This window comes from Streptomyces sp. NRRL S-1813 (genome assembly GCF_000719605.1).
Classification (GTDB): domain Bacteria; phylum Actinomycetota; class Actinomycetes; order Streptomycetales; family Streptomycetaceae; genus Streptomyces; species Streptomyces decoyicus.
Window position 1 is genome coordinate 37,559 of record NZ_JOHB01000027.1, and the last position, 24,657, is coordinate 62,215.

Here is a 24,657-nt window from a genome sequence, read left to right on the forward strand (position 1 = left end):
CGGGGCGCTCCATGGAATCGCAGGTGGAATCACAGATCGAGCACGAGTTGGGCGGGGCCTGTACGGACGGACGAGGACGCGTCCGGCGGGGTGACGACGTCCGTCCGCGAGGTGATCCGCGGCAGACGGCCTACGGGACAGCCCCCAGCCCAGCCCAGCCCTTGGCCCCCGGCCCTCAGCCCAGCCCCATGATCCCCTTGCCGTTCGCCAGTTGTCCCTTCAGCTCCGCGCGGTCGCCCGCCTTCGCCGGGAGGGACAGCAGGCGGCCGGGGGTCCGGCCGTGCACGCTGCCGGTTGCGGTGATCGAGGTGACCTGCCCGCTGCCCGCCGCCAGCAGCCACCACTGACCGGTGGTGGCCTTCCACAACACCCCGGCCAGGGCGCGCGGCGCCCGGGGGCCGCAGGCCGTACCGCCCTCGGTGCGCGCCGCCACCGTCCCGGCCGCATAGGGCTGCCCGCCCGGCGTCGGTGTCTGGATCTGTGCCATCGTCCGGCTGCCCGCACCGCGCCAGGTCTCGGCGCGGGTGCACAGCCAGGCCGCGTCGCCCGCGCCCCCGGGCAGTGGCTGGTGGGCGAACTCCCAGGCGTTCACGGCGCGGACGCCCATCCCGCGCACCGCGGGCAGCTGGCAGGCCGTGCGCGCCCAGGCGGTCCTGGCCCGTGGTGCGGTCACCTCGCCCGGCTTGCGTGGTGTGCCGTATGTCAGCCGCGCCGGGGTCAGTTCACCGAGATCGGTGAGCAGCCGGCCGCCCATCCGCAGGGCCGGCCAGGTCGTGCACTTCTCCGCGGGCTGCGGAGTGGGCACCGCGCTGGTCATCCCGCTCGCCCCGATCGTCACCGGCCGGGCCGCCGCGTCCGGCTTGACCAGGTCGGTCAGCCGCGCCGACGTCACCCAGGGGGCGGTCAGATACCGGATGTTGCCCTGTGTACGGCTCACGACCAGCGCGCTCGCCGAAGCGGCCGCCGCGCCGTCCGTGCGCGCGAAGTCCAGCGCCGCGCCCGTGCCGTCGCTCTGCCCCTCGCCGTCCGCCGCCTCCGCGTAGCGGATCACCCGCAGCCCGTCGTGGAGGAGCACCACCACCACGTGGTCCACCACGCCGGCGAACAGCAGCTGGGCCGGGCCGGACGCCGGGCCGGCCGGGGTGCCGGGCGTCGCCGAGACCTGCACTCCGGCCCCGGGCCTGGCCCACACGGCCAGCGCCCGCCGCAGCAGCGCCTTGTCGTGGATCCGGTCGCCGCGGGCGGGCCAGGCCGAGAAGTCCTGCCGTGCGGCGCCCTTCCAGGCGGTCGCGGAGGTCACCGCGAGCTTTCCGGGATCCAGGGCCGCTTCGGCCGCCGCGTTCTGTGCGTACGGCGGGGCGGCGGCGCCGTCCGGGCCCCAGCCGTCGCCCGGCAGCCCCAGCAGCGCCCCGCACACCAGCACCGCCACACCGGCCGTCAGTACCGCCCGGCCGTGCTGCCGCCGCCGGATCAGATCCGTCGGACGGGCCTGTAGGGCGCACGGGTCGAACTCCGCCGACTCCAGCAGCGACCGGTCCCGGCTGCCGGCCGGCGTCGTGGCCCGCTCCGCCTCCTCCAGCGCCTCACGGGGATGCGTCACCCCGGCGGCCTCCAGCACCCGGCGGGTCTCGGGCGCGCTGAGCCGCTCCAGATCGCGCAGCACGAACGCCGCCCGGCCCGGCCCGGACAGCGCCGACAACGCCTGGTCCAGTGCGAGTTCATCGGCCCCGCCGGAACGCGGGAAGAGCCGCAGACCCCATACCTGGGGGAGCGGGGGCGGCGGCACCGGCAGCCACCGGCGCGAGCGTCCCGCGGCCAGGGCGGCGCGCAGGACCCGCAGCCGCACGAAGGCATAGCCGGGGTCGATCGCCGCGTCCGTGCCGGCGCGCTGGGCGGGCAGTCCGAGTCCGCGGGTGGAGCTGCGCTGCCGCGGCAGGGTCCGCTGCACCACTCCGTGGGCGGCCAGCACCCGCCGGCTGCGCCCCTGGCCCGCCGGCAGGACGAGATAGGCCAGCCGGACCAGCCGGGGGTAGTGCTCGACCAGCGCCGCCTCGGCCTGCTCGACGTCGATGACGTCACCGATGTCCTCGAGGCTGCCGGGTGAGGTGCGGTCCGGACGCTGGGGTGTCGCTTGCTGCTGCTTCACGTTCGGTGAAACGAGTGATTCCTGTGATGGTCACCGGCCCTCCCGGGCGCCCTGACGGGTGACCGTACACGGCTGCGGCCACCGCGGTGCGCCGACCGCGGTGGCCGCTGGGGGTGTCTCCCACGGAGACCGGGGGACACCCCCTGGATCTGCCGGTCCGGCCGGCTTCAGCGCTGTAGGTCGAACTCCCCGTCCCGCGCGCCGAGTACGAACGCCCGCCACTCCGCCTCGGTGTAGCGCAGTACCACATCGGGGTCCGTGGAGTTGCGCATGGCCACCGCGCCCCGCTCCAGGTAGGCGATCTCCACGGCCTCCTCGGCGTCGCCGGGGGCGCGCTGCCAGGTGGCGTCGGAGATGTCGAGGGCGTAGAGCCACTCCTTCTCAGCTGCGGCACTCATACCGTGATCCCCTCGCTCGTGGTCCGTTGCCGGTCAGCGTACGCGGCGCTCAGGCCGGGTTCCACCGGCGGAATTCCGCCGTCCCGCGGTCGCCGGTCGCGGAGTTGGCCGCGGACTGGTGCAGACCGGTGTCCTGCCGGGCGGCGGCTCCGGGAACGGTCACGGTGGCGATTTCGCGCCAGGTCTCGCCGTCGTCGGTGGAGCAGGAGCCGGTGTACGTACCGCCGTCCGCGCCGTTTTTCCCGCGGGTCAGACGGAGCAGGACGGGCGCGGTGATGCCGGTGATCCGCCGGTAGGTGTCCAGGGCGCCGTCGCCGTTGGCGTCATAGGACAGCACGACGCCGTTGGCGGGGGTGACGGACAGGTTGAGGAAGCCGAGGGCGTCCGGTGTGCCCGGGGCGGACGGCGTGCTGAGGCGGTTGCGGACGATGAGGCCGGCGCGGGCCCAGGGGCCGGTCGGGTCCTGGGAGGTGACCTCGACGGTGACCGAGCCGCCGGCGGTGAGCGCGCCCGGCCGGTAGACCGCGCCGAACTCGGCGGTGGCCTTCCACAGGTCCGCGCCGCCGCCGTTGACGGCCAGCCGGTCGTCCAACTGGCCGAAAACCGCCGCATTGGTGGTGACGGTTCTGAGTTCGTTGTCCAGCGGCCCCGCCACGAACAGGGTGCCGTGCTGCGCCGCGCGGACCCGTGGCTCGCCCTTCGGGCCGTAGTCGGCGGTGAGGTCGTAGGGGAGCGGGTGCAGGGGGGCGTTGAGGGGGCCGGCGGGGGCGGTGACCTGCCAGCGGGCCCGGCCGGTGCCGCCGGGCGGGAGCGACGGCAGCGACTCCGGGCCCGACGCGGTGGCCTCGACGCCGGTCAGCGCGAAGTCCACCCGGCCGGTCGCCCGCAGGCCGTTGACGTTGCGCAGCGCCGCGGTGACGGTGGCCCGGCCGCCCGGCGGCAGGGCGGACGGATCGGCGGTGACCGTGACGGTGCCCTGGTACGGGGCCTTGGCGAGGGTGTCGTGGACGCGCTGCGCGGTGCGGTAGGCGTCGGTCGTCGGGCGCAGCGGATGGCCGGTGCGGGCGCGGGTCCAGGGCTCTTCCAGGGCGTACCAGTCGAAGGTCTTCGGCGGCCGGTCCGCGGCCAGCGCATCCGACAGTTCGTCCAAGTACGCCTGCCACTGCGGGAGATGGACCTCGCCGATCAGGCCGTGCCAGTCGCGGTTGGCGTAGTTGGCGAGCGAGCCGCCGTCGGCGGTGGCCCGGTCCGCCCAGGTGGTGATCAGCGCACGGGCGCTGTGTTCCAGCCGCGCCTCCTCCTCGGGGCCGGTCGCCATGGCCCTGGCGTCCGCCAGCCACGGCCCGAGCAGGAACAGCCGGTGCCCGCCGGTGACCTCGTCGCTGAGCCGCATCAGCCGCAGCCACAGCCCGGACAGCGCACGGAAGGCCGCCCGGTCCTTGCGCCGGTAGGCCTCCTGGAGCTGCCCGATCAGCTGCCAGGACCGGTTGGCGAGGGCCTGCCGGGCGGCATCCGTCAGGTCGTGGCGGTAGGCGTCGCTGCCGCGCAGCGCGGGGCGGACCCGCAGCAGCGCGGCGAACGCGGTGTCGAACCCCGCCGGGTCGAAGGCCGGGGTATGGGTGGCCCAGACCGTGCCGGAGCGGGCGGCGAGGCTGGGGCGGGCGGCGAAGACCGAGTCGTGCGGACGGCCGTCCTTGCTGGAGATCTCGTACGCGCTGGTGCGCAGCGCGGCGTACGCGGCGCGGGCTCCCTCGTCGCGGGCGCCGTAGCGGAGGTCGGCATAGCCGTCGAACCAGGCCGTGCGGTCCACCGGGCGCTCCCGCCAGGCCAGTTCGCTGAACAGCTCGAAGGCGGCCGGGTCGCGTTCGGCGGCCTCCGGCATGTACGCGGTCCCGGCGAGCTTGCTGCCCGGCTTGTCGCGCCAGGCGGTGAAGCGCTCGGCCCAGATGTGGGTCTTGGCGCCGATGGTGGTGCGGCCGCCGAAGTTGGGGATGGAACCGAAGGCGTACGGCACCCCGCCCCAGTCCCGCTCCCGGTCGGTGACCGTGTCCAGATCGCTGAGGCCGTCCACGATCAGCATCCGGTCGTGGTCGACGGCGTCCAGCAGATCGCGCCGGGGGTTCTCCTGCCAGCCCAGGATCACCCAGGTGGCATCGGGGCGGGCGGTGCGCAGCGCCTTCTCGACGGCGCGGGCGGCGTCCGGCACGGGGACGTCCCCGGGGTCGCCGCCCTCGTGCAGCAGATCCATCTTGAAGTGGTCCGCGGGGCCCAGGAGTTGCTGCTGATGACGGTAGAAGGAGGCGGCGGCCGCGGCGAAGACGTCGGTGCGCGGATCGAGCCAGTCGGGGCGCTTGAGGCCGGACCAGGTGCCCTGCGGCACGGTGCGCGCCCCGGGGTTGCGGGCGGCGAACCCGTCCGGGACGGTGCCGAAGTAGCCGGGCAGGACGGGACACATACCGAGCGCACGCAGCCGGTCGGTGATCCTGCGGCCCAACTCGGCGCGCTTGTCGATCAGTTGGCTGCTGAGCGGGCCGTCGTAGCCGCTCATGTTCTGCAACAGCCACCACGGCTGGTGCGAGGGCGCCGGGAGCCAGCCGCGGGCCTCGGTGCCGGAGTAGCCGAAGTCGGTCAGCAGCCGGTGGTAGACGGCCTCGGAGCCCGGGGTGACCAGAACCTCGTTCACCCCGTGCAGCGCCAGCACATCGATCATCCGCTCCCAGTGCGGCCAGTCCGCGTACGGGGCGGTGTAGCCGTCGTGGGTGTCGTTGAGGGCGAAGCGGTGCCGCAGAGAGGTGGCCCGCTCCATCGGGGAGGCCGGGGCGGGCAGCCGGTCCGGCAGCGCCGTCTGGTCGCCGGCCCACGACAGATGGGCCCGGCAGGTGTACTTGAGGTACCAGTTCACGCCGGTCAGCAGCACCGCGGGGGTGGTCCCGGAGACCGTGATCCGGCCCGTCCGGCCCGCCACCCGGAAGCGGTCGGCGCCGCCGTCCGGGGCGAGCGGCACCAGCTGGAACTGATCGGCGTGCCGGGGCAGCAGCCGGGCCAGCGCCGCCTGCGCCGGTGCGGTGTCATACGCCCGTGCGGTGTCATACGCCGGTGCCCGCTCCCGGCTCCGGGCGGAAGCCCCGGCGGGGGCGGCCCCGCCGAGCGCCGCTCCGGCGCCGATCGCTCCGGCGGTTCCCAACAGTGCGCGTCGTGACGGTCGGCTCACGTGTGCCCCCACGGCTCGGTGGTAACAACAGTCCCGTGCGGGGGCACGCTAACGGTCGGTCAGCCGCGGTCCAAGGGGGCGAAGGCCGTCGGCAGCCGCCGGCGCCCGCCAGGGTGTCGGAATCCGACGGCGGCAGCGGGTGGACCCCCACCCCGCTGACCCCCGGCCCCGGACGGCGGCGACCAGTGTTCCGCGGACCCTCACCCGTTCGCTCCCTGGGCTTCACGCCCCCGGCCGTCGGGCACGGGAACAGTCTCCCGCGTAGAGAAGGGCCAGGTCATCGGGTGAACACCCCCTCCCCAGGGGTGTCACCGGCACCACTGCGGAGCAGTGCAACGGCTGCCCCGCGCGGCCCGCAGGCCCCGCTGTCTCACCGCCCCGTCGACTCGCACAGCCTCCCCACTCCCCAAGGAGGGCTCTCATGAGCATGGCATCGACCGCGTCCGCCGCCGTCCCCCGCACCACTCCCGTCCCCGCCCCGGCAACTGCTCCCGCCCCCGCACCGGCATCCGCCCCCGCCGACCCCGGCTACACCGCCGAGATCGCCGGCACCCGCGAGCAGATCCGCGCCGCACAGCGACTGCGCCACCAGGTCTTCGCCGAGGAGATGGGCGCGACCCTGCACTCCCCGCTGGCCGGCCACGACATCGACGCCGTCGACGAGCTCGCCGACCACCTCGTCGTCACCCACACCGCCACCGGCGAAGTCGTCGGCACCTACCGGCTGCTGCCGCCCGGCCGCAGCCCGCGGCTGTACTCCGACGGCGAATTCGACCTCGGCGCCCTGGCGGAGCTGCGCCCCTCCCTCATCGAGGCAGGCCGCTCCTGTGTGCACCCCGACCACCGCAGCGGCGCCGTCATGACCCAGATGTGGGCCGCGCTCGCCCGCTACACCCTGCTCTCCGGCCACCGCTACCTCGCCGGCTGCGCCTCCGTCCCGCTCGCCGACGGCGGCACCGCCGCCGCCCACGCCTGGGGACTGGGCCGGGCCCGCTACGCCGCACCGCCCGAGCTCCAGGTCACCCCGCACCACCCCTGGCACTCCACGCTCCCCGTCCCCGACCGCCCCAGCCTCGCCCAGCTGCCGCCGCTGCTCCGCGGCTATCTGCGCATCGGCGCGTTCATCTGCGGCGCGCCCGCCCACGACCCCGAGTTCGATGTCGCCGACTTCTTCGTCGTCCTGGACATGGAACGGCTGGGCGACCGCTACCGGCGCTACTTCCTGGGGGAGCGGTGAACGGTCCCTGGGACGTCTGGTCCGACTGCACCCCGGACTGCGCCGCACACGCCCTGCCGCGTGTACCGGCGACCCGTATCGCCCGCCGCGGCGCCGCGTTCGCCCACACCGTGCGGCGGGCGCTGACGGACGGCGAGCGGATGGCCGACCCGGTACGGCTGCGCGCCCACGCCGGGGCGCTGCTCAAGGCCCTCGGCGTCCGCGTCGAGGGCGCGGCCTCCCTTACCGCGGGGGACGGCACCGGCACCCTCATCGTCCTCAACCACATCTCCTGGCTCGACATCCTCGCCCTGCTCGCCGTCGAACCGGTCACCCTGCTCGCCAAGCGCGAGGTCGGCGGCTGGCCGGTCGTCGGCGGCCTGGCCCGCAGGGCCGGTACGCACTTCATCGACCGTACGAGCCCCCGCCGGCTGCGGCACACCGTCCAGGAGGTGGCCGAACTGCTCGGCTCCGGACGGTCGGTGGCGGTCTTCCCGCAGGCCACCACCTGGTGCACGGCCGACCAGGGCACCTTCCGCCGGGCCACCTTCCAGGCCGCCCTCGACGCGGGTGCGCCGGTCCGCCCGGTGACCCTCGGCTACACCCAGCAGGGGCTGCCCAGCACGGTGGCCGCGTTCTGCGGCGAGGACACCTTTGCCGCCTCGCTGCGCCGGGTGCTCGCCGCCCGTGCGCTGACCGTCCGGGTCACCGCGCATCCGGTGCTGACGACGGCGGACGGACGCCCGGACCGGCGGGAGTTGGCGGAGCTGGCGGCGCGCGCGGTGCTGGGCGGCCGGCCGGGAGCGGGGGCGGTGGTACGGCAGGCGCCCGCGCGCTCGGCACTCCTGCCCGCCGTGCCGCGGCCGGGTTCCTCCGTGCCGGATGCTCCTGCGCGGGACACCCCGGCCCATGTTTGAGCAGCTGGACCAGCTCACCGAGCCGCTCCAGGGCATGCTGGGCTCGCCCTGGCTGTGGCTGATCGTCCTGCTGGTGTCCGGCCTCGACGCGCTGCTGCCGTTCATGCCGAGCGAGACCACCGTGGTCCTGGTCGCCGTGCTCATCGGCCCCGACCTTCCGCTGCTCGCCCTGCTGGCGGGCGTCGCGGCGGCCGGGGCACTGGCCGGTGACTGCCTCGGCTATGCGGTGGGACGGTACGCGGGCCCGCGCGCGATCGCCCGGCTGCTGCGGGGCGAGCGCGGCCGGGCCCGGCACACCAGGGCCCGCGCGCGCATCGAACGGCATGCCGCGCTGCTCGTCATCGCCGGCCGCTTCCTGCCCGGCGGCCGGGTGGTGGCGGCGCTGTCCACCGGGAGCGTCCGTTTCCCGCTGCGCCGCTTCGTCCTGCTGGACGCGCTGGGCGCGGGCATCTGGGCGGTGTGCAGCGCAGCGCTCGGAGCTCTGGGCGGCGCGGCGCTCACCGATTCCCCGGCGAAGGCGATGCTGCTGGCCTCCGGGGCCGGGGTGGTGGTGGCGTGCGGTGTGGGATGTCTGCACCGGCGGGCGCCCCGGAGGGCGGGGAACGGACCCGCCCCGGGGCGCGAGCGCTGTCCGGCCGGGCGGGGGAGCGGCTCCCCGCCCGGCCGCGGCCCCGCCAGGAGGGCCGCTGAGCCCCGGCCTCAGAGGCTCGGCACGTACTTGTAGCCGACCCGCCGCACCGTCACGATCGACGACCGGTGCGCGGCGCCCAACTTGCGGCGCAGCCGGGCGACATGGACATCGACCGTACGGCCGTCGCCGACGTGCCCGTAGCCCCACACCGTGGTCACCAGCTGGTCGCGGGTGTGCACCCGGTGCGGATGCGCCACCAGATGGGCCAGCAGCTCGAATTCGAGGTAGGTCAGATCCAGCGGCCGGCCCTGGACCTGTGCGGTGCGCTGTTCGGGGTCGATCCGCACGATCTCGTCGCCGGTCGGCGCGCTCACCACGGGCTCGGCGGCCGGCGGCGCGGCCGCGACCTGCTCGGCAGGTACGAGGACGAGATAGCCGACCATCGGCGGCTGGCCCGGCAGCGCGGGCAGGCTGTGCTGCGGTGCCGGAAGCCAGGTGGCGCCGGAGTTCAGCAGCTCGGACACCGACTGGAGGCTGTGGTCCGGAGCGGCTCCGCCCGGAGCGGTGGCGGGCGGCGGATGGGCCTCGCCGGGTGCTACGGCGCGCAGGCGGTGACGGTGCGGGTGCGGGGCGGGCTGGGCGGGGAGGGGGGCCGTCGCGGAACCGGCAGTCAGGGTACGGACGTTCGTCATCAGGAGTCAGCTCTTTCGCGCAGAGGGGCGTCGGGGACGTCGTGCGCGCGGGCAGGGCGTGGAACGCCGGTCAGCGGCGTCGGTGAGGCGTGTGCGGGCCCGCGCTCAGTGCGCGCGGCAACACAGACGGTCGAATGCGTGCGCCTGCCGGGACGGCCAGAAAGGCTCGAGGTCGCTGCGACCCGTCGCGGTGTCTGTAAGGCTGGCCATGGCACCCATTGAACCAGACAGTCGGTGATCTGTCCCTCGGGTGGACGGCCCTTTGACGGGATTCCGCCGCGGCGGAGCCGCGCAGGTACCGGGACCGGGGGCGGCACGGTCCGACTCCGCGTTTCCGTAGGGGAGTTGGTGAACCTCCGGGGGCGGGAGGGTGGCTGGAATCCGCTTCGCGGGGCGTGTTCCCCTATGGGTGGCAGCATGCGGATATCTGCGGGATGTGCCGTTAGCGCCTGGATGCGCGCCCCGGGTTCCCGCCCCGCTCTCACGGTCTGGGCTCCCGCCCCGCTTCCCCGCCCCGGGTTCCTGCCCCGCTTTCACGCCGTGGGTTCACGCCCGGATCTGTGAGTTCGCCCCCGTTCGTCTTTCTGCCCCCGCCCGCATCCCCGTGCCGACCCGCATCCCCGTCCCCAGCGCCACCCCGATCACGAGCGCTGCCAGATGCCCGACGTCGGTGAATGTCCGCCCGCGGCGCAGTACGGGGCGTACGCCCAGTGCCAGCAGACCGGCCGTCGCCGCGGCCCGCGCGCCGTGGTGCGGGACGGTCGCGGCGAGGGCGCCCACGGTGGCGTTGAAGCCGTAGCTCGCTCCGACGTCGATGGCCCGTGCGGTGGTGTCCGGCGGCTCCGCACCCGTTTCCTCGGTGCCGTGGGGGGCGTGGGTGGCGGAGGCCTCGGGGGAGGCCCTGGTGGTGTTAGCGGAGGGGGAGCCTTCCCGCGTCCGCCGGCGCAGGGCCCCGTAGACCAGCAGACTGGCCCCCGCATGGCCGGCCGCGAACACCCCCGCCGCACGCCGTACTCCCCATCGCGCCTCGGCCGTGCCGAGGGCGGCGAGCAGCGCGGCGCTGTACGCCACCGGCAGCGGCTCCTCGACGAACACCGCGCTGGTGGCCAGCGTCTGCCACCTCCCGGCCCGCAGATTGTCGACGTTGGTGGAGTGCGTGCGCAGCAGCTCCGTACGCCGCCGGCCGGGTAGCCGCGCGGTGGCGTACGCGCCGAGCTGCACGGCGCCGACATACAGCGACGCGGCCCAGGGAACGGCGGCCGGCAGGCCACGCGACAGACGACCGGAAGCTTTCCTCCGCGATGCGGTGCCCGGCATCTCAGGCCCCCGTCCGCGGCAGTCTCTTGCGCCAGTCCAGCGGGGCGACCTCGATGACCCGGTCCGGATCGCCGTCCCACTGCGCCGGCAGGCCCGCCTCGGCGAACGCCGCCACCACCGCCCGTCCGACGCCGGCCCGGTCCTGCGCGGAGGCCTCCCCGGCGTCCGCGTAGGCGCCGTAGCGGACCGACAGGCCATGGCCCTGCACGGCCGACTCGGTGTCCTGGAAGTGGAAGAAGACGAAGCCCCGGTCTCCTTCGCCGCGTTCGGCCGCTATCTCGCCCAGTCCGCAGTTGCTGCAACAGCTGAAGTTCATCCGGGCGGTCAGGCCCCGGGCGTCCAGCGCCTCGAAGGCCTGCTCCACCCGGTCGGCGTCGGTCACCGCGGGCCACTCGGCCTGCTCGGCGAGCCGCTCCTCCCACAGGCCCCCGACGATCCGTCGCGCCTCGTCCAGCGAGACCTGGGGATCCTCGGGGCCGAAGGCGTCACAGACACCCTGGGCGACCTCATGGAAGTCCCAGAAACCGGAACATATGTCCTTACGAGCCTGCTCCTCGGCGGCCGCGCGGGTCTTCGCGTCCAGGCCGGGCGTCGAGTAGAGATCCGCCGGCTGCCAGTCGAGCGCCGTACGCCAGGCCGCGCCGCCGCGCGCCCAGTCCAGGAAGAGACCGACGACCCGCTCGGTATCGTCGCTCTCCGCGCGGAAGTGCCGCTCCGGAGCGCCGTCGCGGTACTCGACCGAGAACGGCCCGTCGCCGTCCCGCCAGGTCTGCACGAACACCTGGGCCTGTTCGGGGAGCCGCTCGACGACCACGAAATGGTCGTCGTCGGCGCCGATCCGCCGCACCAGCCCGGCGAGTTCGGCTTCGGCCGGGCGCGCGCGGTCCGGCCCGGTCTCGGTCTTGACGCTGATCGCTAGCATGCCCCCAGCGTGCCAGCCGCCACTGACAAACGGCCCCTGAACTGCGTCCGCTTGCGCCTTCCTGTGCCCCGCGAGGGCCGAGCGGCACAGGCGAAGGGGCCGGACCACACCGGTCCGGCCCCTTCGCCCGTCGTCCTGAAGACGTCAGATCTGCTCGCGCCGCGCCAGCTCCGTGCAGCAGGTGTCCACCATCAGCCGGGTGACCACATACGGGTCGACGTTGGCGTTCGGACGCCGGTCCTCGATGTAGCCCTTCTTCTCGACCTCGACCTGCCAGGGGATCCGGACCGAGGCGCCGCGGTCGGAGGCACCGTAGGAGTACGCGTCCCAGGGGGCGGTCTCGTGCGCGCCGGTCAGCCGGTCCTCGATGCCGGTGCCGTACTGGCGGACGTGCTCCAGCGGCTTGTCGTCCAGGCCCAGCGCCTCACAGGCGGTGATGATCGCGTCGTAGCCCTCCCGCATCGCACGGGTGGAGAAGTTGGTGTGCGCGCCCGCGCCGTTCCAGTCGCCCTTGGCCGGCTTGGCGTCCAGCGACGCGGTGACGCCGAACTCCTCCGCCACCCGGTGCAGCAGCCAGCGGGCCACCCACATGTGGTCCGAGACCTCCAGCGCGGGCAGCGCGCCCACCTGGAACTCCCACTGGCCGGGCATGACCTCGGCGTTGATGCCGGACAGACCGAGACCGGCCGCCAGGCACAGGTCGAGGTGCTTCTCGACGATCTCCCGGCCGAAGATCGCGTCGGCGCCCACACCGCAGTAGTAGTCGGCCTGGGGAGCCGGGTAGCCGCCGCCCTCGGGGAAGCCGAGCGGGCGGTCGCCCTTGAGGAAGGTGTACTCCTGCTCGATGCCGAAGATGGCTTCCTGGTCGGCGAACCGCTCCGCGACCGGACGCAGCAGCGCACGGGTGTTGGAGGGGTGCGGGGTGAGGTCGGTGTGCAGCACCTCGCACAGCACCAGCAGGTGGTCGCCGCCGCGGATCGGGTCCGGGCAGCTGAAGACCGGCTCGAGCACCAGGTCCGAGGCGTGGCCTTCGGCCTGGTTCGTGCTGGACCCGTCGAAGCCCCACCGCGGCAGCTTGCTGCCGTCGGTCAGAATCCTGGTCTTGGAGCGGAGCTTGGCGGTCGGCTGGGTGCCGTCGATCCAGATGTACTCGGCCTTGATGCTCACGGGGTCCTCTTCACGGTGGGTGCGGGTACGGTGCGGGCGTACCGCCGCACTCTCGCAACGCGCCATTTCTCGTCCGTTGCCCGTTTGTGAACCACAGGTTACCGAGCCGGACATCCCGGCGTTCCTAAGGTTTTCTCCCCAAGATGCCTGGGATTTCCGGCGTAAATGTGCCCGTCTTCACATCATTCCGATGTGACGGAGGCCTCAGGGGGACGCTTCGGCGCCACCGTACGGCGTGCGTGCGCGGGGTGCCCCGGCCGGCCCCCTCCGGCCCATGGCGCGGCCGGGGCGAAATCGGTGCCCAGGCCCGCACCCCGCGAGACACTGGCCCCATGACGACCCCGCGCATCGGACTTCTCGGCACCGGACCCTGGGCGCGGAGCGTCCACGCCCCCGCCCTCGCCGCGCACCCCGGCGTCCAGTTCGCCGGCATCTGGGGGCGCAGACCGGAGGCGGCCGCCGCGCTGGCCCAGGCCCACCGCACCCGCCCGTACGAGACCCCCGACGAGCTGTTCGAGGCCTGCGACGCCGTCGCGATCGCCCTGCCGCCGTCCGTCCAGGCCCCGTTGGCGGTCCGCGCCGCCGAGGCCGGCTGCCATCTCCTCCTGGACAAGCCGGTGGCCACCTCCGTGTCCGAGGCGCGCGCCGTCGCCACGGCCGCCGACCGGGCGGGCATCGCCTCGGTGGTCTTCTTCACGGCGCGCTTCGGGGAGCAGGAGGGGGAGTGGATCGCCGCCCAGGCCGCGGTCGGCGGCTGGTTCACCGCGCATGCCGACTGGCTCGGCTCGGTCTTCGCCGACGACAGCACCAGCCCGTACGCCGACTCGCCCTGGCGCCGCGAGAAGGGCGGCCTGTGGGACGTCGGCCCGCATGCGCTGTCGGTGCTGCTGCCGGTCCTCGGCGATGCGGAAGCGGTCACCGCGACCCGGGGCCCGGCCGATGTCGTGCTGCTGACGATGCGTCATGGCAGTGGCGCGGCCAGTTCGGCGACGGTCGGCCTGACCGCGCCCGCCGCGGCGGCGGGCGTCGAGGTCACCCTCCGCGGCAGCGCGGGCACCACTTCCCTGCCCCGCCGCCAGGACGGCCCCGACGTGGCCTACCGCCACGCCGTCGACGCCCTGCTCACCGCCGCCGGGACCGGACTGCCCAACGCCTGCGACATCCACTTCGGCCTCCGGGTCACCGAAATCCTGGCGGCGGCGGAGGAATCGCTCCCCTCTCTCATGCCTCACGAGTCATGACTACATGGCGAAATTGGTCGTGGAGGGCATGAGCGAACGTCCGTAGCGTCATGGGCGTGACCCCTTTTGTCACGCATCCGCCACCGGCCCGAAGGAACCCGCCGCCATGACGCCTGCCACCGGCTTCACCAGCTATGCCGACGCCCTCCTCGCCGCCCTCGCCCGTGACCCGTCCCGTACCGCGGTGACCGTGGACGGCGGCGAGGAGGTCACCGCAGGCGCCTTGCATGCCACCGTCCACCGCATGGCGGCGGTGCTCGCCGGCCGTGGCATCGGCCGCGGCCGGACCGTCTGTCTCCTCAGCGGCAACCGCCCCGAGGTCCTCGCCGCCCGCTACGCCGCGGGCCTCCTCGGCGCCCGCGTGGTCTTCCTCTACGACGGCATGGCTGCCGAGACCCTGGCCCGGATCGCCACGAGCGCGGAGGCCGCCCTGCTCCTGGTCGACCCGGCACTCCACGCCACCGCACGGGCGCTGCTCCGCCACACCCGGGGCCCGCTCCCCGAGGTCATGACCCTGGGGGAGGGGGCCGCCGGTCCGGGCGCCGACCTGCTCGCCGCCTGTGCCGCGCTCCCCGCCACCCCCGAGGTGCCGAGCGCCGCGCGGCCCGAGGACGACTGGTGCATCCGGCACACCGGCGGCACGACCGGCATCCCCAAGGGGGTCCGGATGGCGCACGCCCCGTATGCCGGGATGCTGATCCACCACCGCATGGAAGCCGCCGGCGAGCCGCCCCGCTTCCTGGCCTGCACACCGCTCGCCCACCTCGCGGGCATCCTGGCCGATGCCACGCTCGTGGCCGGCGGCACCGTCGTCCTGCACCGCGCCTTCGACCCCACCGCCGTACTCGCCGCCGTCGCCCGCCACCGCATCACCCACCTGTGGCTGCTGCCCCCGCTCCTCTACCGCCTCCTCGACGACCCCACCCTCCCCACCACCGACCTCAGCTCCCTCACCCGCATCTCCTACGGCGGCTGCGCGGCCTCACCGACACGGCTGGCGCAGGCCGCCGAGGTCTTCGGCCCGGTCCTGTTCGGGCTGTACGGCCAGGCCGAGGCGATGTCGATCACCGAGGCCCGTCCGGAGGACCATGTCCCGACCGGCCCCGGCGGACGGATCACCGTGGGCCGCCCGCTGCCCGGCGTGACGCTCGCCGTCCGGGACGCGGACGGGCGGGAGCTGCCGACGGGGGAGCAGGGCGAGGTCCACGTACGCTCCGCGGGCGTGATGACCGGCTACTGGAAGCAGCCCGAGCTGACCGCGCAGGTGCGGCACGACGACGGCTGGCTGCGCACCGGCGATGTCGGCGTGCTGGACGGCGAGGGCCGGCTCTACCTCGTCGACCGGGTCAAGGACCTGATCATCGTCGTGGGCGGCCATGTCCACCCCGCGGAGGTCGAGGACCTGCTGCACACCCATCCGGCGGTCGCCCAGTGCGCCGTCTACGGGGTGCTCGGGGCGGACGACACCGAGGAGGTGCATGCCGCGGTCGTCGCCGCCCCGGGCCGCCGGGTGGACACCGCCGGCCTCCGCGCCTTCGTCACCGAGCACAAGGGGGCCCTGTACACCCCGGCCGCCGTCCACGTCCTCGACGCCATCCCTCTCACCCCTGTCGGCAAACCGGACAAAACCCTGCTCCGTGCGACGACCGTGCCGGCCTGACGGCGGCCGCCCGGGAGGCCGCCCCGGAGGCCGTCCCGACGGGCGCGCGCCGGCCCCTCCTGGAAGCCCCAAATCCCTCCTGGCCAGGGGCTTTTGTCAGTGGTGGCCAGTAGAATGGGAACCAGTCAGTGAGGGTTCATCCACGCTCCAGGAGGTCGCCGATGGCCGCTGCCACGCTCATGACGAAGCCGCTCCCGGCCCACCCGCTGCCCAAGAGGCCGCTGCCCGCCGGATGGCCGCGCGAACGGTACGAATCGCACAACCGCCGCCTGAAGGCCATGCGGCTGGCCATAGCCCTGCTCGACACCGGCGTCTACCGCCCCGAGCAGGCCCACAATCGCAAGATCCGCAGCACCGCGGCCGACATCGGGGTCCACACCCCCTCCGACACGACCTGCCGTCTGGTGCGCGCCCTCATCTACGACAACTGCTGACGACCGGCCGCCCCATGCCGTGCCCGCACCCTGCCGGAGCGGGCTCACCCACCCGAGCCGCCCCCGGCCCCCTCGGCGGCATCCATGTCCGTCACCTCCGCCAGCGCCTCCTCCAGCCACTGGACCCAGAACGTCTCCAGACCGATCCCGGCCCGCAGCACGAGCCGCCGCAACCGGTCCTGAGGGTCGGCCGCGGCCCCGAAGTCGCGGTCCTCGATCTCCTGGTATTCCGCCAACTGCCCCCGGTGCTGCGTCAGATGCCGCCGCAGCTCCTCGTCGAGCCCGGCCCGTCCCACGACGGCCGAGGCCCGCATCCGCAGCAGCAGCGCGTCCCGGATGGGCTTGGATTCCTGCTCACCGGACGCCCAGCGGGTCAGCTCGGTCCGTCCCGCGGGCAGCACCTCGAACTCCTTCTTCTGCCCGCGGGAGGGCTGGTCGCTGGGCAGTGCCCGGATGAACCCGGCCTGCTCCAGCTTTCCCAGCTCGCGATAGATCTGCTGATGGGTGGCCGACCAGAAGTAGCCGATCGACCGGTCGAACCTGCGGGTCAGCGAGAGCCCCGACGACGGCTTCTCCAGCAGGGCGGTGAGGATGGCGTGCGGGAGTGACATGCGGCAATCCTAGGCAGGCGGCCGCAGGTCACAGGGTCGCCGCCAGCTCCGTCCCCTGCTTGATGGCGCGCTTGGCGTCCAGCTCCGCGGCGACATCCGCGCCGCCGATGAGGTGCACGGCGCGCCCCTCGGCCCGCAGCTCCTCGTACAGGTCCCGGCGCGGCTCCTGCCCGGTGCACAGCACGACCGTGTCCACGGGGAGCGTGCCGGCCGCGCCGTCGACGGTGACATGCAGGCCCTCGTCGTCGATCCGGTCGTACGTCGCCCCGGCGACCGTCGTCACGCCCCGGTGCCGGAGCTCCGCACGGTGGATCCAGCCGGTCGTCTTGCCGAGCCCGGCGCCGACCTTCGAGGTCTTGCGCTGGAGCAGATGCACCTGGCGCGGGGCCTTGGGGCGCTCGGGCGCCCGCAGCCCGCCGCGCTCGGCGTACGTCGTGTCGACGCCCCAGGAGCGGAAGTAGGTCTCCGGGTCCTGGCTCGCCGCGTCCCCGGCGTCGGTCAGGAACTCCGCGACATCGAAGCCGATGCCCCCGGCCCCCAGGATCGCCACCCGCTCGCCGACCGGCGCGCCGTCGCGCAGCACATCGAGGTAGCTGACGACGCTCGGGTGGTCGATGCCCTCGATCTCCGGGGTGCGCGGACTGACCCCGGTGGCGACCACGATCTCGTCGTACGCGCCGAGGTCCCCGGCCGTCACGGGCGTGTTCAGCCGGACCTCCACGCCCTGCCGCGCGAGCTGCGTACGGAAGTAGCGCAGGGTCTCCTCGAACTCCTCCTTGCCCGGCACCCGCTTGGCGATGTTCAGCTGCCCGCCGACCTCGTCCGCGGCGTCGAACAGCGTGACTTCATGGCCGCGCTCGGCGGCGGACACGGCGCAGGCGAGCCCGGCGGGCCCGGCGCCGACCACCGCGAGGCGCTTGCGCCGGCGGGTCGGGGAGAGGACCAGCTCGGTCTCGTGGCACGCCCGCGGATTGACCAGACAGGACGTGATCTTCCCGCTGAAGGTGTGGTCGAGGCAGGCCTGGTTGCAGCCGATGCAGGTGTTGATCTCATCGGCCCGGCCGTCCTCCGCCTTGCTGACGAAGTCCGGGTCGGCGAGGAAGGGCCGGGCCAGCGACACCATGTCGGCGCGCCCGTCGGCGAGCAGCTCCTCGGCCACCTCGGGGGTGTTGATGCGGTTGCTGGTCACCAGGGGGATGGTGACCGAGCCCATCAGCCGCTTCGTCACCCAGGTGTAGGCGCCGCGCGGCACCGAGGTCACGATGGTGGGGATACGGGCCTCGTGCCACCCGATACCGGTGTTGATGATGGTGGCGCCGGCCGCCTCGATCTCCTTGGCGAGCGCGACCACTTCCTCCAGGGTGGAACCGCCCGGAACGAGGTCCAGCATCGAGAGCCGGTAGATCAGGATGAAGTCGGTGCCGACGCGTTCCCGGGTGCGGCGGACGATCTCCAGCGGGAAGCGCACCCGGTTCTCGTACGAGCCGCCCCACCGGTCCGTGCGCCGGTTGGTCGCGCCGACGATGAACTCGTTGATCAAGTAGCCCTCGGAGCCCATGATCTCGACACCGTCGTACCCGGCGGACTTGGCCAGCTCCGCCGCCCGCACATAGTCCTCGATGGTCTGCTCGACCTCGTCGTCGGTGAGCGCATGCGGCACAAAGGGGCTGATGGGGGCCTGGATGGCGCTGGGCGCGACCAGATCGGCGTGGTACGCGTAGCGCCCGAAGTGCAGGATCTGCATCGCGATCCGGCCGCCCGCCGCATGCACCGCGTCGGTCACGGTCCGGTGCTGCGCCGCCTCCTCCTCGGTGGTGAGCTTGGCGCCGCCGTCGTATGGCCGTCCCGCCTCGTTCGGCGCGATACCGCCGGTCACCATCAGGCCGACGCCGCCCCGCGCACGGGCGGCGTAGAAGGCGGCCATCCGCTCGAAGCCGTTCTCGGCCTCTTCCAGGCCGATGTGCATCGACCCCATGAGCACCCGGTTGGGAAGGGTCGTGAACCCGAGGTCGAGCGGGCTCATCAGGTGCGGGTACTGACTCATGGGGGCCTCCTGGCGCGGTGGTCGTGACAGCAGTTGTAGACCAGCCGAGGAGCCTTATGCAACAAGTTGCATAAAACAGTGACGCAGGCGACGCCGACCCGCCCCGGCGCCCTTTGCCTCCTCGCCCCGGGCGCCTTCCCCCTTGCCCCTTCACGGCGCGCAGCCTTCGCGTCGGCGCAGTGTGACGTATCACAGACAACACGGGGGCGCTGTGGGAACTTCAACTGTGCTACTCCTCAATGGAGTTGCCGACGAGCCGACGGTGCGGGCCGGACGGCGCGCGGACCGCACGGACCGCCTGGAGGGGGCGGCCGGGGCGGCGCCGCGGGCCGGCGGCGGGCATCCGGCTCGGGACGGTCTGCCCGCACGTGGAGAGGATCGAATGTCCACTTTGCAAGCCATCACGCTCGACCAGGTGGTAGACACCGCCCGGTACCCCCTGGCACAACTCGACAGTGCCGAGGGGCGGGCCGTGATGTCCCGTGCCCGGCGCGAACTCTCGGCTCTCGGCTGCACCGTGCTGCCGGATTTCATCCGGCCGTCGCTCCGCGAGGTGCTGGAGCAGGAGTGCGCTGCCCTCGCCCCCCAGGCGCACTTCGACGTCGAGACCGTCAACGTCTACAACATCGCGGTGGACCGGGCACTGCCCGAGGACCACCCCGGCCGCCGGACCTTCCAGCGGGGCAATGCGTTCGTCGCCCGCGACCGCATCCCCACGGACTCCCTCATCAGCCGGCTCTACGCCCACACGGCGTTCCAGGACTTCATCGCCCGCTGCTTCGGGCTGCCGCAGCTGCACGAGCTGGCGGACCCGCTGTCCGGGCTGGTCCTCAATGTCGTCGCGCCGGGCCTGGAGCACCCCTGGCACTTCGACACCAACGAGTTCACGGTGAGCCTGCTCACCCGCCAGGCGCAGGACGGCGGCGTCTTCGAGTACTGCCCGAACATCCGGTCCGCCGAGGACGAGCACTTCGACGACGTCCGCGACGTCCTGGACGGCCGGGGCGAGCGGCTGACCCGCCGCCTCCCCCTGCAACCCGGTGATCTACAGCTTTTCAAGGGCCGCTACTCGCTGCACCGGGTGAGCCCGGTGCGCGGCGAGCTGGCGCGCCACTCCGCGATCTTCGCCTACAGCGAGCGCCCCGGCGTCATCGGGAGCGTGGCACGGACCCGGCAGCTCTTCGGCCGGGTGCTGCCCGAGCATCTGGCGGCCGAGGGCCGGGCCGTCCGGGGCGACCGGCTGCTGGACTAGCGAGGGCGAGGGCGAGGCCGTGCCGTCGCCCTTGACCGTTGCCCGCTCCGCGCTCCAGGAGGAGCGGGCACGGTGGGTGACGGCGCGAGTATGGACGAGTGACATCACAGGTCCCCACGACGCGAATCGAGAGAGCAGAATTGAATACCCGTCAGGAAAGGCCAGCAGCCATGACGACCTTCGCCCAAGAGGACAGCCTGCCGCGGGTGCCGCTGCCCACGCTGGAGGCCAGCTGTGAGCGGTTCCTCGCCTGGTGCGCGCCGCTGCTGACCGCCGACGAGCTGGCGGCGACCGAGGCGGAGGTGGCCGCCTTCCTCCGGCCCGGCGCCCCCGGCCGGGCGCTGCACGCGGCGCTGGAGCAGTACGACGCCGCCCAGGGCGTCCACAGCTGGCTCGACACCTTCTGGCCGTACCGCTACCTGGGCCGCCGGGACCGGATCGCGCTCAACGCCAACTTCTTCTTCCTCTTCCAGGACACCGGCCCGGCGCAACCGCAGTCGCAGGTCGAGCGGGCGGCCGGCCTCATCGCCGGGGCCGTCGACTACAAGCGGCAGCTCGATCAGGAGCTCATCCCGCCGGTCGTGCAGCGCGGCGCGCCCCAGTCGATGATCCAGAACAAGTTCCTCTTCTCCGCCACCCGGATCCCCGGGGCGGAACAGGACACCGTCCGCAGCCCCTACACCGACGCCTGGCCGGGCCCGTCCCGCGCACGGCACATCGTGGTGTTCGTCCGCGGCAGCATGTTCCGGATGGACGTGCTCGGCGCCGACGGTGTCCCGCACAGCCTGGACGACCTCGAAGCGGGGCTGCGCGCCGTACAGAAGGCCGGCGCCGAACCGGCCCCCGCGGACACCTCGGTGGGTCACCTCACCACCAAGGCCCGCGCCGAGTGGGCCGCGGCCCGCGAGTCCCTGCTCGCCTGCCACCCCCGCAACGCGGACGCCCTGGAGGACATCGAGAGCGCCCTGTTCTGCGTCTGCCTGGAGGACTTCGCCCCCGCGGACATCCAGCAGGCCTGCGACGAGCTGCTCCACGGCGACCGCGGCAACCGCTGGTTCGACAAGGCCGTCTCCCTGATCGTCTTCGCGGACGGCCGGGCGGGCATCAACGTCGAGCACTGCGAGCTGGACGGCACCACCATCCTCAGCTTCACCGACGCCCTGCTCAGCACCTCCGCGGAGGAACACTCCCGCCGTTCGGGAGCCCGCTCCCAGGGGCTCCCGTCCGTGGAGCCGGTCGTCTTCGAGCTGGACGACGCCCTCCGGTCCGAGGTGCGCTCCGCCGCCGAGGCGTTCGCGGCGTACGGGGAGAGCACCGCGACCCGGACCGTCTCCTTCGACGACTTCGGCAGCACCACCGCCAAGGCGCTGGGCTCCTCGCCGGACGCCTTCGTCCAGCTCGCCTACCAGCTGGCCCACCAGCGCGCCAAGGGCCGCCTGGGTGCGACGTACGAGTCGATCGCCACCCGCCAGTGGCGGCACGGCCGGACCGAGGCCATGCGTGTGGTCACCCCGGAGATCCAGGAGTTCGTCGCCGCGATGGAGAACCCGGCGGCCGACGCGGACACCCGCCGGGCCGCCTTCCGGGCAGCCGCCGCGAAGCACGTCGCCCGCGCCAAGGAGTGCCAGGCCGGTGCCGCGCCCGAGCAGCACCTGTGGGAGCTGGAGCTGATCCAGCGCCGCCGCGGGGCGGAACTCGGCGTGACCGAGCAGCCCGCCCTCTACCGGACACCGGGCTGGCTGACGATGCGCGACGACTATCTGAGCACCAGCTCGGCGCCGTCCGCGAACATCCAGTACTTCGGCTTCGGCTCCACCAGCAGCCGCTGTATCGGCGTCGCCTACGTCCTGCTGCCCGACCGCTTTCACCTCTACCTGAGCACACCGCTGGCGGTGGCCGACCAGATGCACACCTTCGCCGACCGGCTCCGGGAGGCGGTGGCCGAACTGCGGGAGCTGCTGGCACCGGGACAGCCCGCGGCCTGACCGCCACGCTCTTCCCGCCGGCGCCGAGCCGAAGTGCCGCCACCCGCACCGGGTGGCGGCACTTCCGCGCCGGCTACTTCAGCAGCCTGGACATCCGCCGGTCGGCGAGGACCTTGCCGCCGGTCTGGCAGGTGGGGCAGTACTGCATCGACGAATCGCTGAAGGACACCTCCCGGACCGTGTCCCCGCACACCGGACAGCCCTCCCCCTTCCGCCCGTGCACCCGCAGCCCGCTCTTCTTCTCCGCCTTGAGGTTCCGGAGGTTGATCCCACGGGCCCGTTCGACCGCCTCGCCCAGCGTCGTACCGATCGCCTCGTAGATCCGGGTCACCTCGTCCTCCGACAGCCTGGCGGCGAGCTTGAACGGCGACATCCGGGCCGCGTGCAGAATCTCGTCCGAGTAGGCGTTCCCGATCCCGGCGATCACGCTCTGGTCCCGCAGCACCCCCTTGATCTGCCGGCTTTCCCCCGCCAGCAGTCCCGCGAACGCCTCGCGGGTGAACCCCTCGGACAACGGGTCGGGCCCGAGCCGCGCGATCCCCGGCACCTCCCGCACCTCCCGTACGACATACACCGCGAGGTGCTTCTGACTCCCGGCCTCGGTCACATCGAACCCCGCACCGTCGTCGGGCTCCCCGAGCCGGACCCGGAGTGCCAGCGGTCCCTTGCCGGGCCGCGGCGGCGCCACCGCCAGCTTCTCGCTCCACCGCACCCACCCCGCCCTGGCCAGGTGCAGGACCAGATGCAGCTCCCCGGCCCGGAGATCGAGAAACTTGCCGTGCCGGGTCACCTCGTCGAACGTCCGGCCCTCCAGCGCGGTGACGGGCGGGTCGTACGTCTTGAGCGCGTGGACCGCGACCGGGTACACGCGCTCGACGGTCCGGCCGACGACATGCTCGTGCACAAACCTGGTGAGGGACTCGACCTCCGGCATTTCAGGCATACCGCCAGTTTGCCCCAGTCCTCGGCCACCGGCGGGCCGGCGGGCGTCGGCCCTACCGTGCGGTGCGGGCGGCGCGGCCGGCGGAAATCGCTCCAGGATTGAGCACCTTTTCCGACTCCGGGGCCGGAATCGCCGGGCGGGGTGCAAGCTGGGCTCGATATGGAAGCCGGACGCGTTCTCAGGGGCTTGCGGGCTGTGGTGTTCGCCACGGTCTGTGTGCTGCTCACGGCTCTTGGGCACGTACTGTCGTCCGGTTCGCCACTGCCCTGGTACGTCGTGATCGCCTCTGTCGTGGGGTCCTCCGCCGGCGTGTGGTGCTTCGCCCGGCGTGAGCGCGGACCGGTGGTGGTGGGCCTGCTGACCGCCGGTACCCAGGCGGTGCTCCACACGGCGTTCGCCCTGAGCCAGACGGCCCCGGAGCGGATGGACGGCCCGTGGTCCCTGGGCCGGCTGTGGTGGAAGGCCATGGCGTGCGAGGGAGCGGCACCGCTCCCGTCCGCCCCGTTCGGCGACGGACCGGTGCCTGACGCGATGCCCGGCATGCCGCGGTCGCTGCACGAGGGAATGCAGACCGGTGGCCACTCGATGCTCGTGGCGCACCTGGTGGTGGCGGCGCTGAGCGCCTGGTGGATGTGGGGCGGAGAGCAGGCCGCCTTCCGCATGGCGCGGACCGTGCCCCTGTTCCGCTTCCTGTCCCTGCTCCTGTTCCTGGTCCGGTGGATCTTCTTCGCGCTGCGGCCCGTGCCGTTGGCAGTTCCGGAGGACCCCCGGGTACCGCGGCAGAGGCCACGACGGGCCCTGCGTGAACTGCTGCTGGCGCATGTGGTGTCGCTGCGTGGTCCCCCGGAGGAGCCGGCTGTCTGCTGACAGCAGCTGACCTCGGGTTGCGGACGTCGTGCGGCGGGAGTTGCGGCGGCCGTGCCCGCATCCGGCCCTCCGGTCCGCCCGTACGCAACGGCGACCGGATCACGCGAAGGACTCCAGATGATGACGCCTGTCCGGACGTTGGCATCCCAGGTGCCCACGGCCGATCTCGTTCCGGCCACCGGTTCCGCCACGCGCAGGAGCCATGACCCCCTCTCCGGGCTCCGTGATGAGCGGCGAGGGGAGGAATCACATGTGTGAGATCGACGATGCTCTGGTGACCCAGTGGGCCTTGGCGGCCCGCACGGGAGACGAAGAGGCGGTGGAGCTGTTCGTGCGGGGCACCCGGCGTCATGTGCTCCGCTACGTCACGCATTTGAGCCGCGATGCCCAGGCCGCAGACGACCTGGTGCAGGACACCTATCTGCGGGCCCTGCGCAGCCTGCCCGGGTTCGAAGGCCGGTCCTCGGCCCGCACCTGGCTGCTGACCATCGCCCGGCGCACCGTCGCCGACCGCATCCGCGCCCACCGGACCAGGCCCCGCGTCGCCGGGCTCACCGACTGGGAGACCGTGGCCGAGCAGACCCGGTACGGGACCGGCCCGGGGTTCGACGAGGGGGTTGCCCTCACCGACCTCCTCTCCGCCCTCCCGCCGGCACGGCGCGAGGCGTTCGTCCTCACCCAGCTGACCGGCCTTCCGTATACGGAGGCGGCCGCTGTCGTCGGCTGCCCGGTGGGGACGGTCCGTTCCAGGGTGGCCCGCGCCCGGGAGACGCTGATCGCCCTGCTCGACGCCGCCGAAGAAGACCCGGCGCGCCGGGAGGCCGCGGCGCGGGAGCTCGTACCCGGTCCCGTGGTGTCCGGTTCCATGGCATGACCCGTCACCGCCAGGGAGCGAGGCCACGGGGCACAGCAACGCACGCCGTGCCGCGTGCTGTGCCCCGCCGGCCTTTCAGCTCCCGGGCCCCGTCCGCAGCGACGACGGTGAACTACGGCGATTCACGTG

General features: G+C 73.4%; 20 protein-coding genes. 10 read left to right on the plus strand and 10 right to left on the minus strand.

Translation table 11 applies throughout. The features are described 5' to 3' along the window. Positions 1 to 175: 175 nt before the first annotated feature. From IF67_RS0129280 to IF67_RS0129290, 3 genes are all read right to left on the minus strand, one after another. Positions 176 to 2,146 carry a hypothetical protein gene (locus IF67_RS0129280; RefSeq protein WP_030990727.1) on the minus strand — a complete coding sequence of 657 codons (1,971 nt, stop codon included), beginning with the start codon at positions 2,144 to 2,146 and terminating at the stop codon, positions 176 to 178. Positions 2,147 to 2,313: 167 nt separating this feature from the next. Next, positions 2,314 to 2,544, minus strand: a complete 231-nt coding sequence (locus IF67_RS0129285; protein ID WP_030990728.1) for a DUF397 domain-containing protein — start codon at positions 2,542 to 2,544, stop codon at positions 2,314 to 2,316. 49 nt (positions 2,545 to 2,593) lie between these two features. Continuing rightward, positions 2,594 to 5,755: an alpha-N-acetylglucosaminidase TIM-barrel domain-containing protein gene (locus tag IF67_RS0129290; protein WP_030990729.1), complete on the minus strand. Its 3,162-nt coding sequence runs from the start codon at positions 5,753 to 5,755 to the stop codon at positions 2,594 to 2,596. Positions 5,756 to 6,176: 421 nt separating this feature from the next. On the opposite strand from IF67_RS0129290, the gene IF67_RS0129295 reads away from it, so the two are divergent. From IF67_RS0129295 to IF67_RS0129305, 3 genes are read left to right on the plus strand one after another with little or no spacing between them, the layout of a single operon-like run. Further along, positions 6,177 to 6,992: a GNAT family N-acetyltransferase gene (locus tag IF67_RS0129295; protein WP_030990731.1), complete on the plus strand. Its 816-nt coding sequence runs from the start codon at positions 6,177 to 6,179 to the stop codon at positions 6,990 to 6,992. Beyond that, positions 6,989 to 7,888 carry a lysophospholipid acyltransferase family protein gene (locus tag IF67_RS39585; RefSeq protein ID WP_051818701.1) on the plus strand — a complete coding sequence of 300 codons (900 nt, stop codon included), beginning with the start codon at positions 6,989 to 6,991 and terminating at the stop codon, positions 7,886 to 7,888. The genes IF67_RS0129295 and IF67_RS39585 overlap by 4 nt, the downstream gene beginning before the upstream one ends. Continuing rightward, positions 7,881 to 8,612, plus strand: a complete 732-nt coding sequence (locus IF67_RS0129305; RefSeq protein WP_063754402.1) for a DedA family protein — start codon at positions 7,881 to 7,883, stop codon at positions 8,610 to 8,612. Before IF67_RS39585 ends, IF67_RS0129305 begins: the two co-directional genes overlap by 8 nt. On the opposite strand, the gene IF67_RS0129310 is transcribed toward IF67_RS0129305, so the two are convergent. From IF67_RS0129310 to glnII, 4 genes are all read right to left on the minus strand, one after another. Beyond that, complete coding sequence (locus IF67_RS0129310; RefSeq protein WP_030990734.1) at positions 8,588 to 9,211, minus strand: winged helix-turn-helix domain-containing protein; 624 nt, start codon at positions 9,209 to 9,211, stop codon at positions 8,588 to 8,590. The genes IF67_RS0129305 and IF67_RS0129310 overlap by 25 nt on opposite strands. A 546-nt stretch (positions 9,212 to 9,757) precedes the next feature. Next, positions 9,758 to 10,432 carry a rhomboid-like protein gene (locus tag IF67_RS0129315; RefSeq protein ID WP_234341405.1) on the minus strand — a complete coding sequence of 225 codons (675 nt, stop codon included), beginning with the start codon at positions 10,430 to 10,432 and terminating at the stop codon, positions 9,758 to 9,760. Between the two features lie 97 nt (positions 10,433 to 10,529). Further along, complete coding sequence (locus tag IF67_RS0129320) at positions 10,530 to 11,450, minus strand: DUF6891 domain-containing protein (protein WP_030990736.1); 921 nt, start codon at positions 11,448 to 11,450, stop codon at positions 10,530 to 10,532. Positions 11,451 to 11,594: 144 nt separating this feature from the next. After that, entirely contained in the window at positions 11,595 to 12,617 is a 1,023-nt protein-coding gene (gene glnII / locus IF67_RS0129325; RefSeq protein ID WP_030990737.1) for a glutamine synthetase, read from the minus strand. A gap of 332 nt (positions 12,618 to 12,949) precedes the next feature. Between glnII and IF67_RS0129330 the strand changes: the two genes are divergently transcribed. From IF67_RS0129330 to IF67_RS0129340, 3 genes are all read left to right on the plus strand, one after another. Further along, positions 12,950 to 13,858, plus strand: a complete 909-nt coding sequence (locus IF67_RS0129330; RefSeq protein ID WP_037840000.1) for a Gfo/Idh/MocA family protein — start codon at positions 12,950 to 12,952, stop codon at positions 13,856 to 13,858. A gap of 106 nt (positions 13,859 to 13,964) precedes the next feature. Continuing rightward, the gene (locus IF67_RS0129335) at positions 13,965 to 15,518 is read left to right on the plus strand and encodes an AMP-binding protein (protein WP_030990740.1); all 1,554 of its coding nucleotides are present in this window, start codon (positions 13,965 to 13,967) and stop codon (positions 15,516 to 15,518) included. A 161-nt stretch (positions 15,519 to 15,679) separates the two neighbouring features. Beyond that, on the plus strand, positions 15,680 to 15,952 hold the full coding sequence (locus tag IF67_RS0129340) for a hypothetical protein (protein WP_030990741.1): 273 nt from the start codon (positions 15,680 to 15,682) through the stop codon (positions 15,950 to 15,952). 44 nt (positions 15,953 to 15,996) lie between these two features. Here the strand turns inward: IF67_RS0129340 and IF67_RS0129345 are convergent, their stop codons facing one another. Together IF67_RS0129345 and IF67_RS0129350 are read right to left on the minus strand one after the other, a co-directional pair. Further along, on the minus strand, positions 15,997 to 16,563 hold the full coding sequence (locus IF67_RS0129345; protein WP_030990743.1) for a PadR family transcriptional regulator: 567 nt from the start codon (positions 16,561 to 16,563) through the stop codon (positions 15,997 to 15,999). Positions 16,564 to 16,591: 28 nt separating this feature from the next. Continuing rightward, positions 16,592 to 18,607, minus strand: coding sequence for an NADPH-dependent 2,4-dienoyl-CoA reductase (locus IF67_RS0129350; protein ID WP_030990744.1), 2,016 nt, complete (start codon positions 18,605 to 18,607; stop codon positions 16,592 to 16,594). Positions 18,608 to 18,989: 382 nt separating this feature from the next. On the opposite strand from IF67_RS0129350, the gene IF67_RS0129355 reads away from it, so the two are divergent. Continuing rightward, positions 18,990 to 19,859, plus strand: a complete 870-nt coding sequence (locus IF67_RS0129355; protein ID WP_030990746.1) for a hypothetical protein — start codon at positions 18,990 to 18,992, stop codon at positions 19,857 to 19,859. Between the two features lie 170 nt (positions 19,860 to 20,029). Next, a complete protein-coding gene (locus tag IF67_RS0129360) occupies positions 20,030 to 21,844 on the plus strand; it encodes a choline/carnitine O-acyltransferase (RefSeq protein ID WP_030990748.1) in 1,815 nt (604 codons plus the stop codon). A 73-nt stretch (positions 21,845 to 21,917) separates the two neighbouring features. On the opposite strand, the gene IF67_RS0129365 is transcribed toward IF67_RS0129360, so the two are convergent. Beyond that, complete coding sequence (locus IF67_RS0129365; RefSeq protein ID WP_030990749.1) at positions 21,918 to 22,787, minus strand: Fpg/Nei family DNA glycosylase; 870 nt, start codon at positions 22,785 to 22,787, stop codon at positions 21,918 to 21,920. Between the two features lie 195 nt (positions 22,788 to 22,982). Between IF67_RS0129365 and IF67_RS0129370 the strand changes: the two genes are divergently transcribed. Both IF67_RS0129370 and IF67_RS39590 read left to right on the plus strand, forming a co-directional pair. Next, positions 22,983 to 23,654: a hypothetical protein gene (locus tag IF67_RS0129370; protein WP_051818704.1), complete on the plus strand. Its 672-nt coding sequence runs from the start codon at positions 22,983 to 22,985 to the stop codon at positions 23,652 to 23,654. Between the two features lie 250 nt (positions 23,655 to 23,904). Beyond that, a complete protein-coding gene (locus IF67_RS39590) occupies positions 23,905 to 24,528 on the plus strand; it encodes a sigma-70 family RNA polymerase sigma factor (protein WP_030990753.1) in 624 nt (207 codons plus the stop codon). Positions 24,529 to 24,657 lie beyond the last annotated feature (129 nt).

What these genes read in the sequence shown, in the direction of transcription:
- IF67_RS0129285 (WP_030990728.1), bottom strand. Translation starts at nt 2,544, where the DNA reads ATGAGTGCCGCAGCTGAGAAGGAGTGGCTCTACGCCCTCGACATCTCC.
- IF67_RS0129295 (WP_030990731.1), top strand. Translation starts at nt 6,177, where the DNA reads ATGAGCATGGCATCGACCGCGTCCGCCGCCGTCCCCCGCACCACTCCC.
- IF67_RS0129305 (WP_063754402.1), top strand. Translation starts at nt 7,881, where the DNA reads ATGTTTGAGCAGCTGGACCAGCTCACCGAGCCGCTCCAGGGCATGCTG.
- IF67_RS0129310 (WP_030990734.1), bottom strand. Translation starts at nt 9,211, where the DNA reads ATGACGAACGTCCGTACCCTGACTGCCGGTTCCGCGACGGCCCCCCTC.
- IF67_RS0129320 (WP_030990736.1), bottom strand. Translation starts at nt 11,450, where the DNA reads ATGCTAGCGATCAGCGTCAAGACCGAGACCGGGCCGGACCGCGCGCGC.
- IF67_RS0129330 (WP_037840000.1), top strand. Translation starts at nt 12,950, where the DNA reads ATGACGACCCCGCGCATCGGACTTCTCGGCACCGGACCCTGGGCGCGG.
- IF67_RS0129335 (WP_030990740.1), top strand. Translation starts at nt 13,965, where the DNA reads ATGACGCCTGCCACCGGCTTCACCAGCTATGCCGACGCCCTCCTCGCC.
- IF67_RS0129340 (WP_030990741.1), top strand. Translation starts at nt 15,680, where the DNA reads ATGGCCGCTGCCACGCTCATGACGAAGCCGCTCCCGGCCCACCCGCTG.
- IF67_RS0129345 (WP_030990743.1), bottom strand. Translation starts at nt 16,563, where the DNA reads ATGTCACTCCCGCACGCCATCCTCACCGCCCTGCTGGAGAAGCCGTCG.
- IF67_RS0129350 (WP_030990744.1), bottom strand. Translation starts at nt 18,607, where the DNA reads ATGAGTCAGTACCCGCACCTGATGAGCCCGCTCGACCTCGGGTTCACG.
- IF67_RS0129355 (WP_030990746.1), top strand. Translation starts at nt 18,990, where the DNA reads ATGTCCACTTTGCAAGCCATCACGCTCGACCAGGTGGTAGACACCGCC.
- IF67_RS0129360 (WP_030990748.1), top strand. Translation starts at nt 20,030, where the DNA reads ATGACGACCTTCGCCCAAGAGGACAGCCTGCCGCGGGTGCCGCTGCCC.
- IF67_RS0129365 (WP_030990749.1), bottom strand. Translation starts at nt 22,787, where the DNA reads ATGCCTGAAATGCCGGAGGTCGAGTCCCTCACCAGGTTTGTGCACGAG.
- IF67_RS39590 (WP_030990753.1), top strand. Translation starts at nt 23,905, where the DNA reads ATGTGTGAGATCGACGATGCTCTGGTGACCCAGTGGGCCTTGGCGGCC.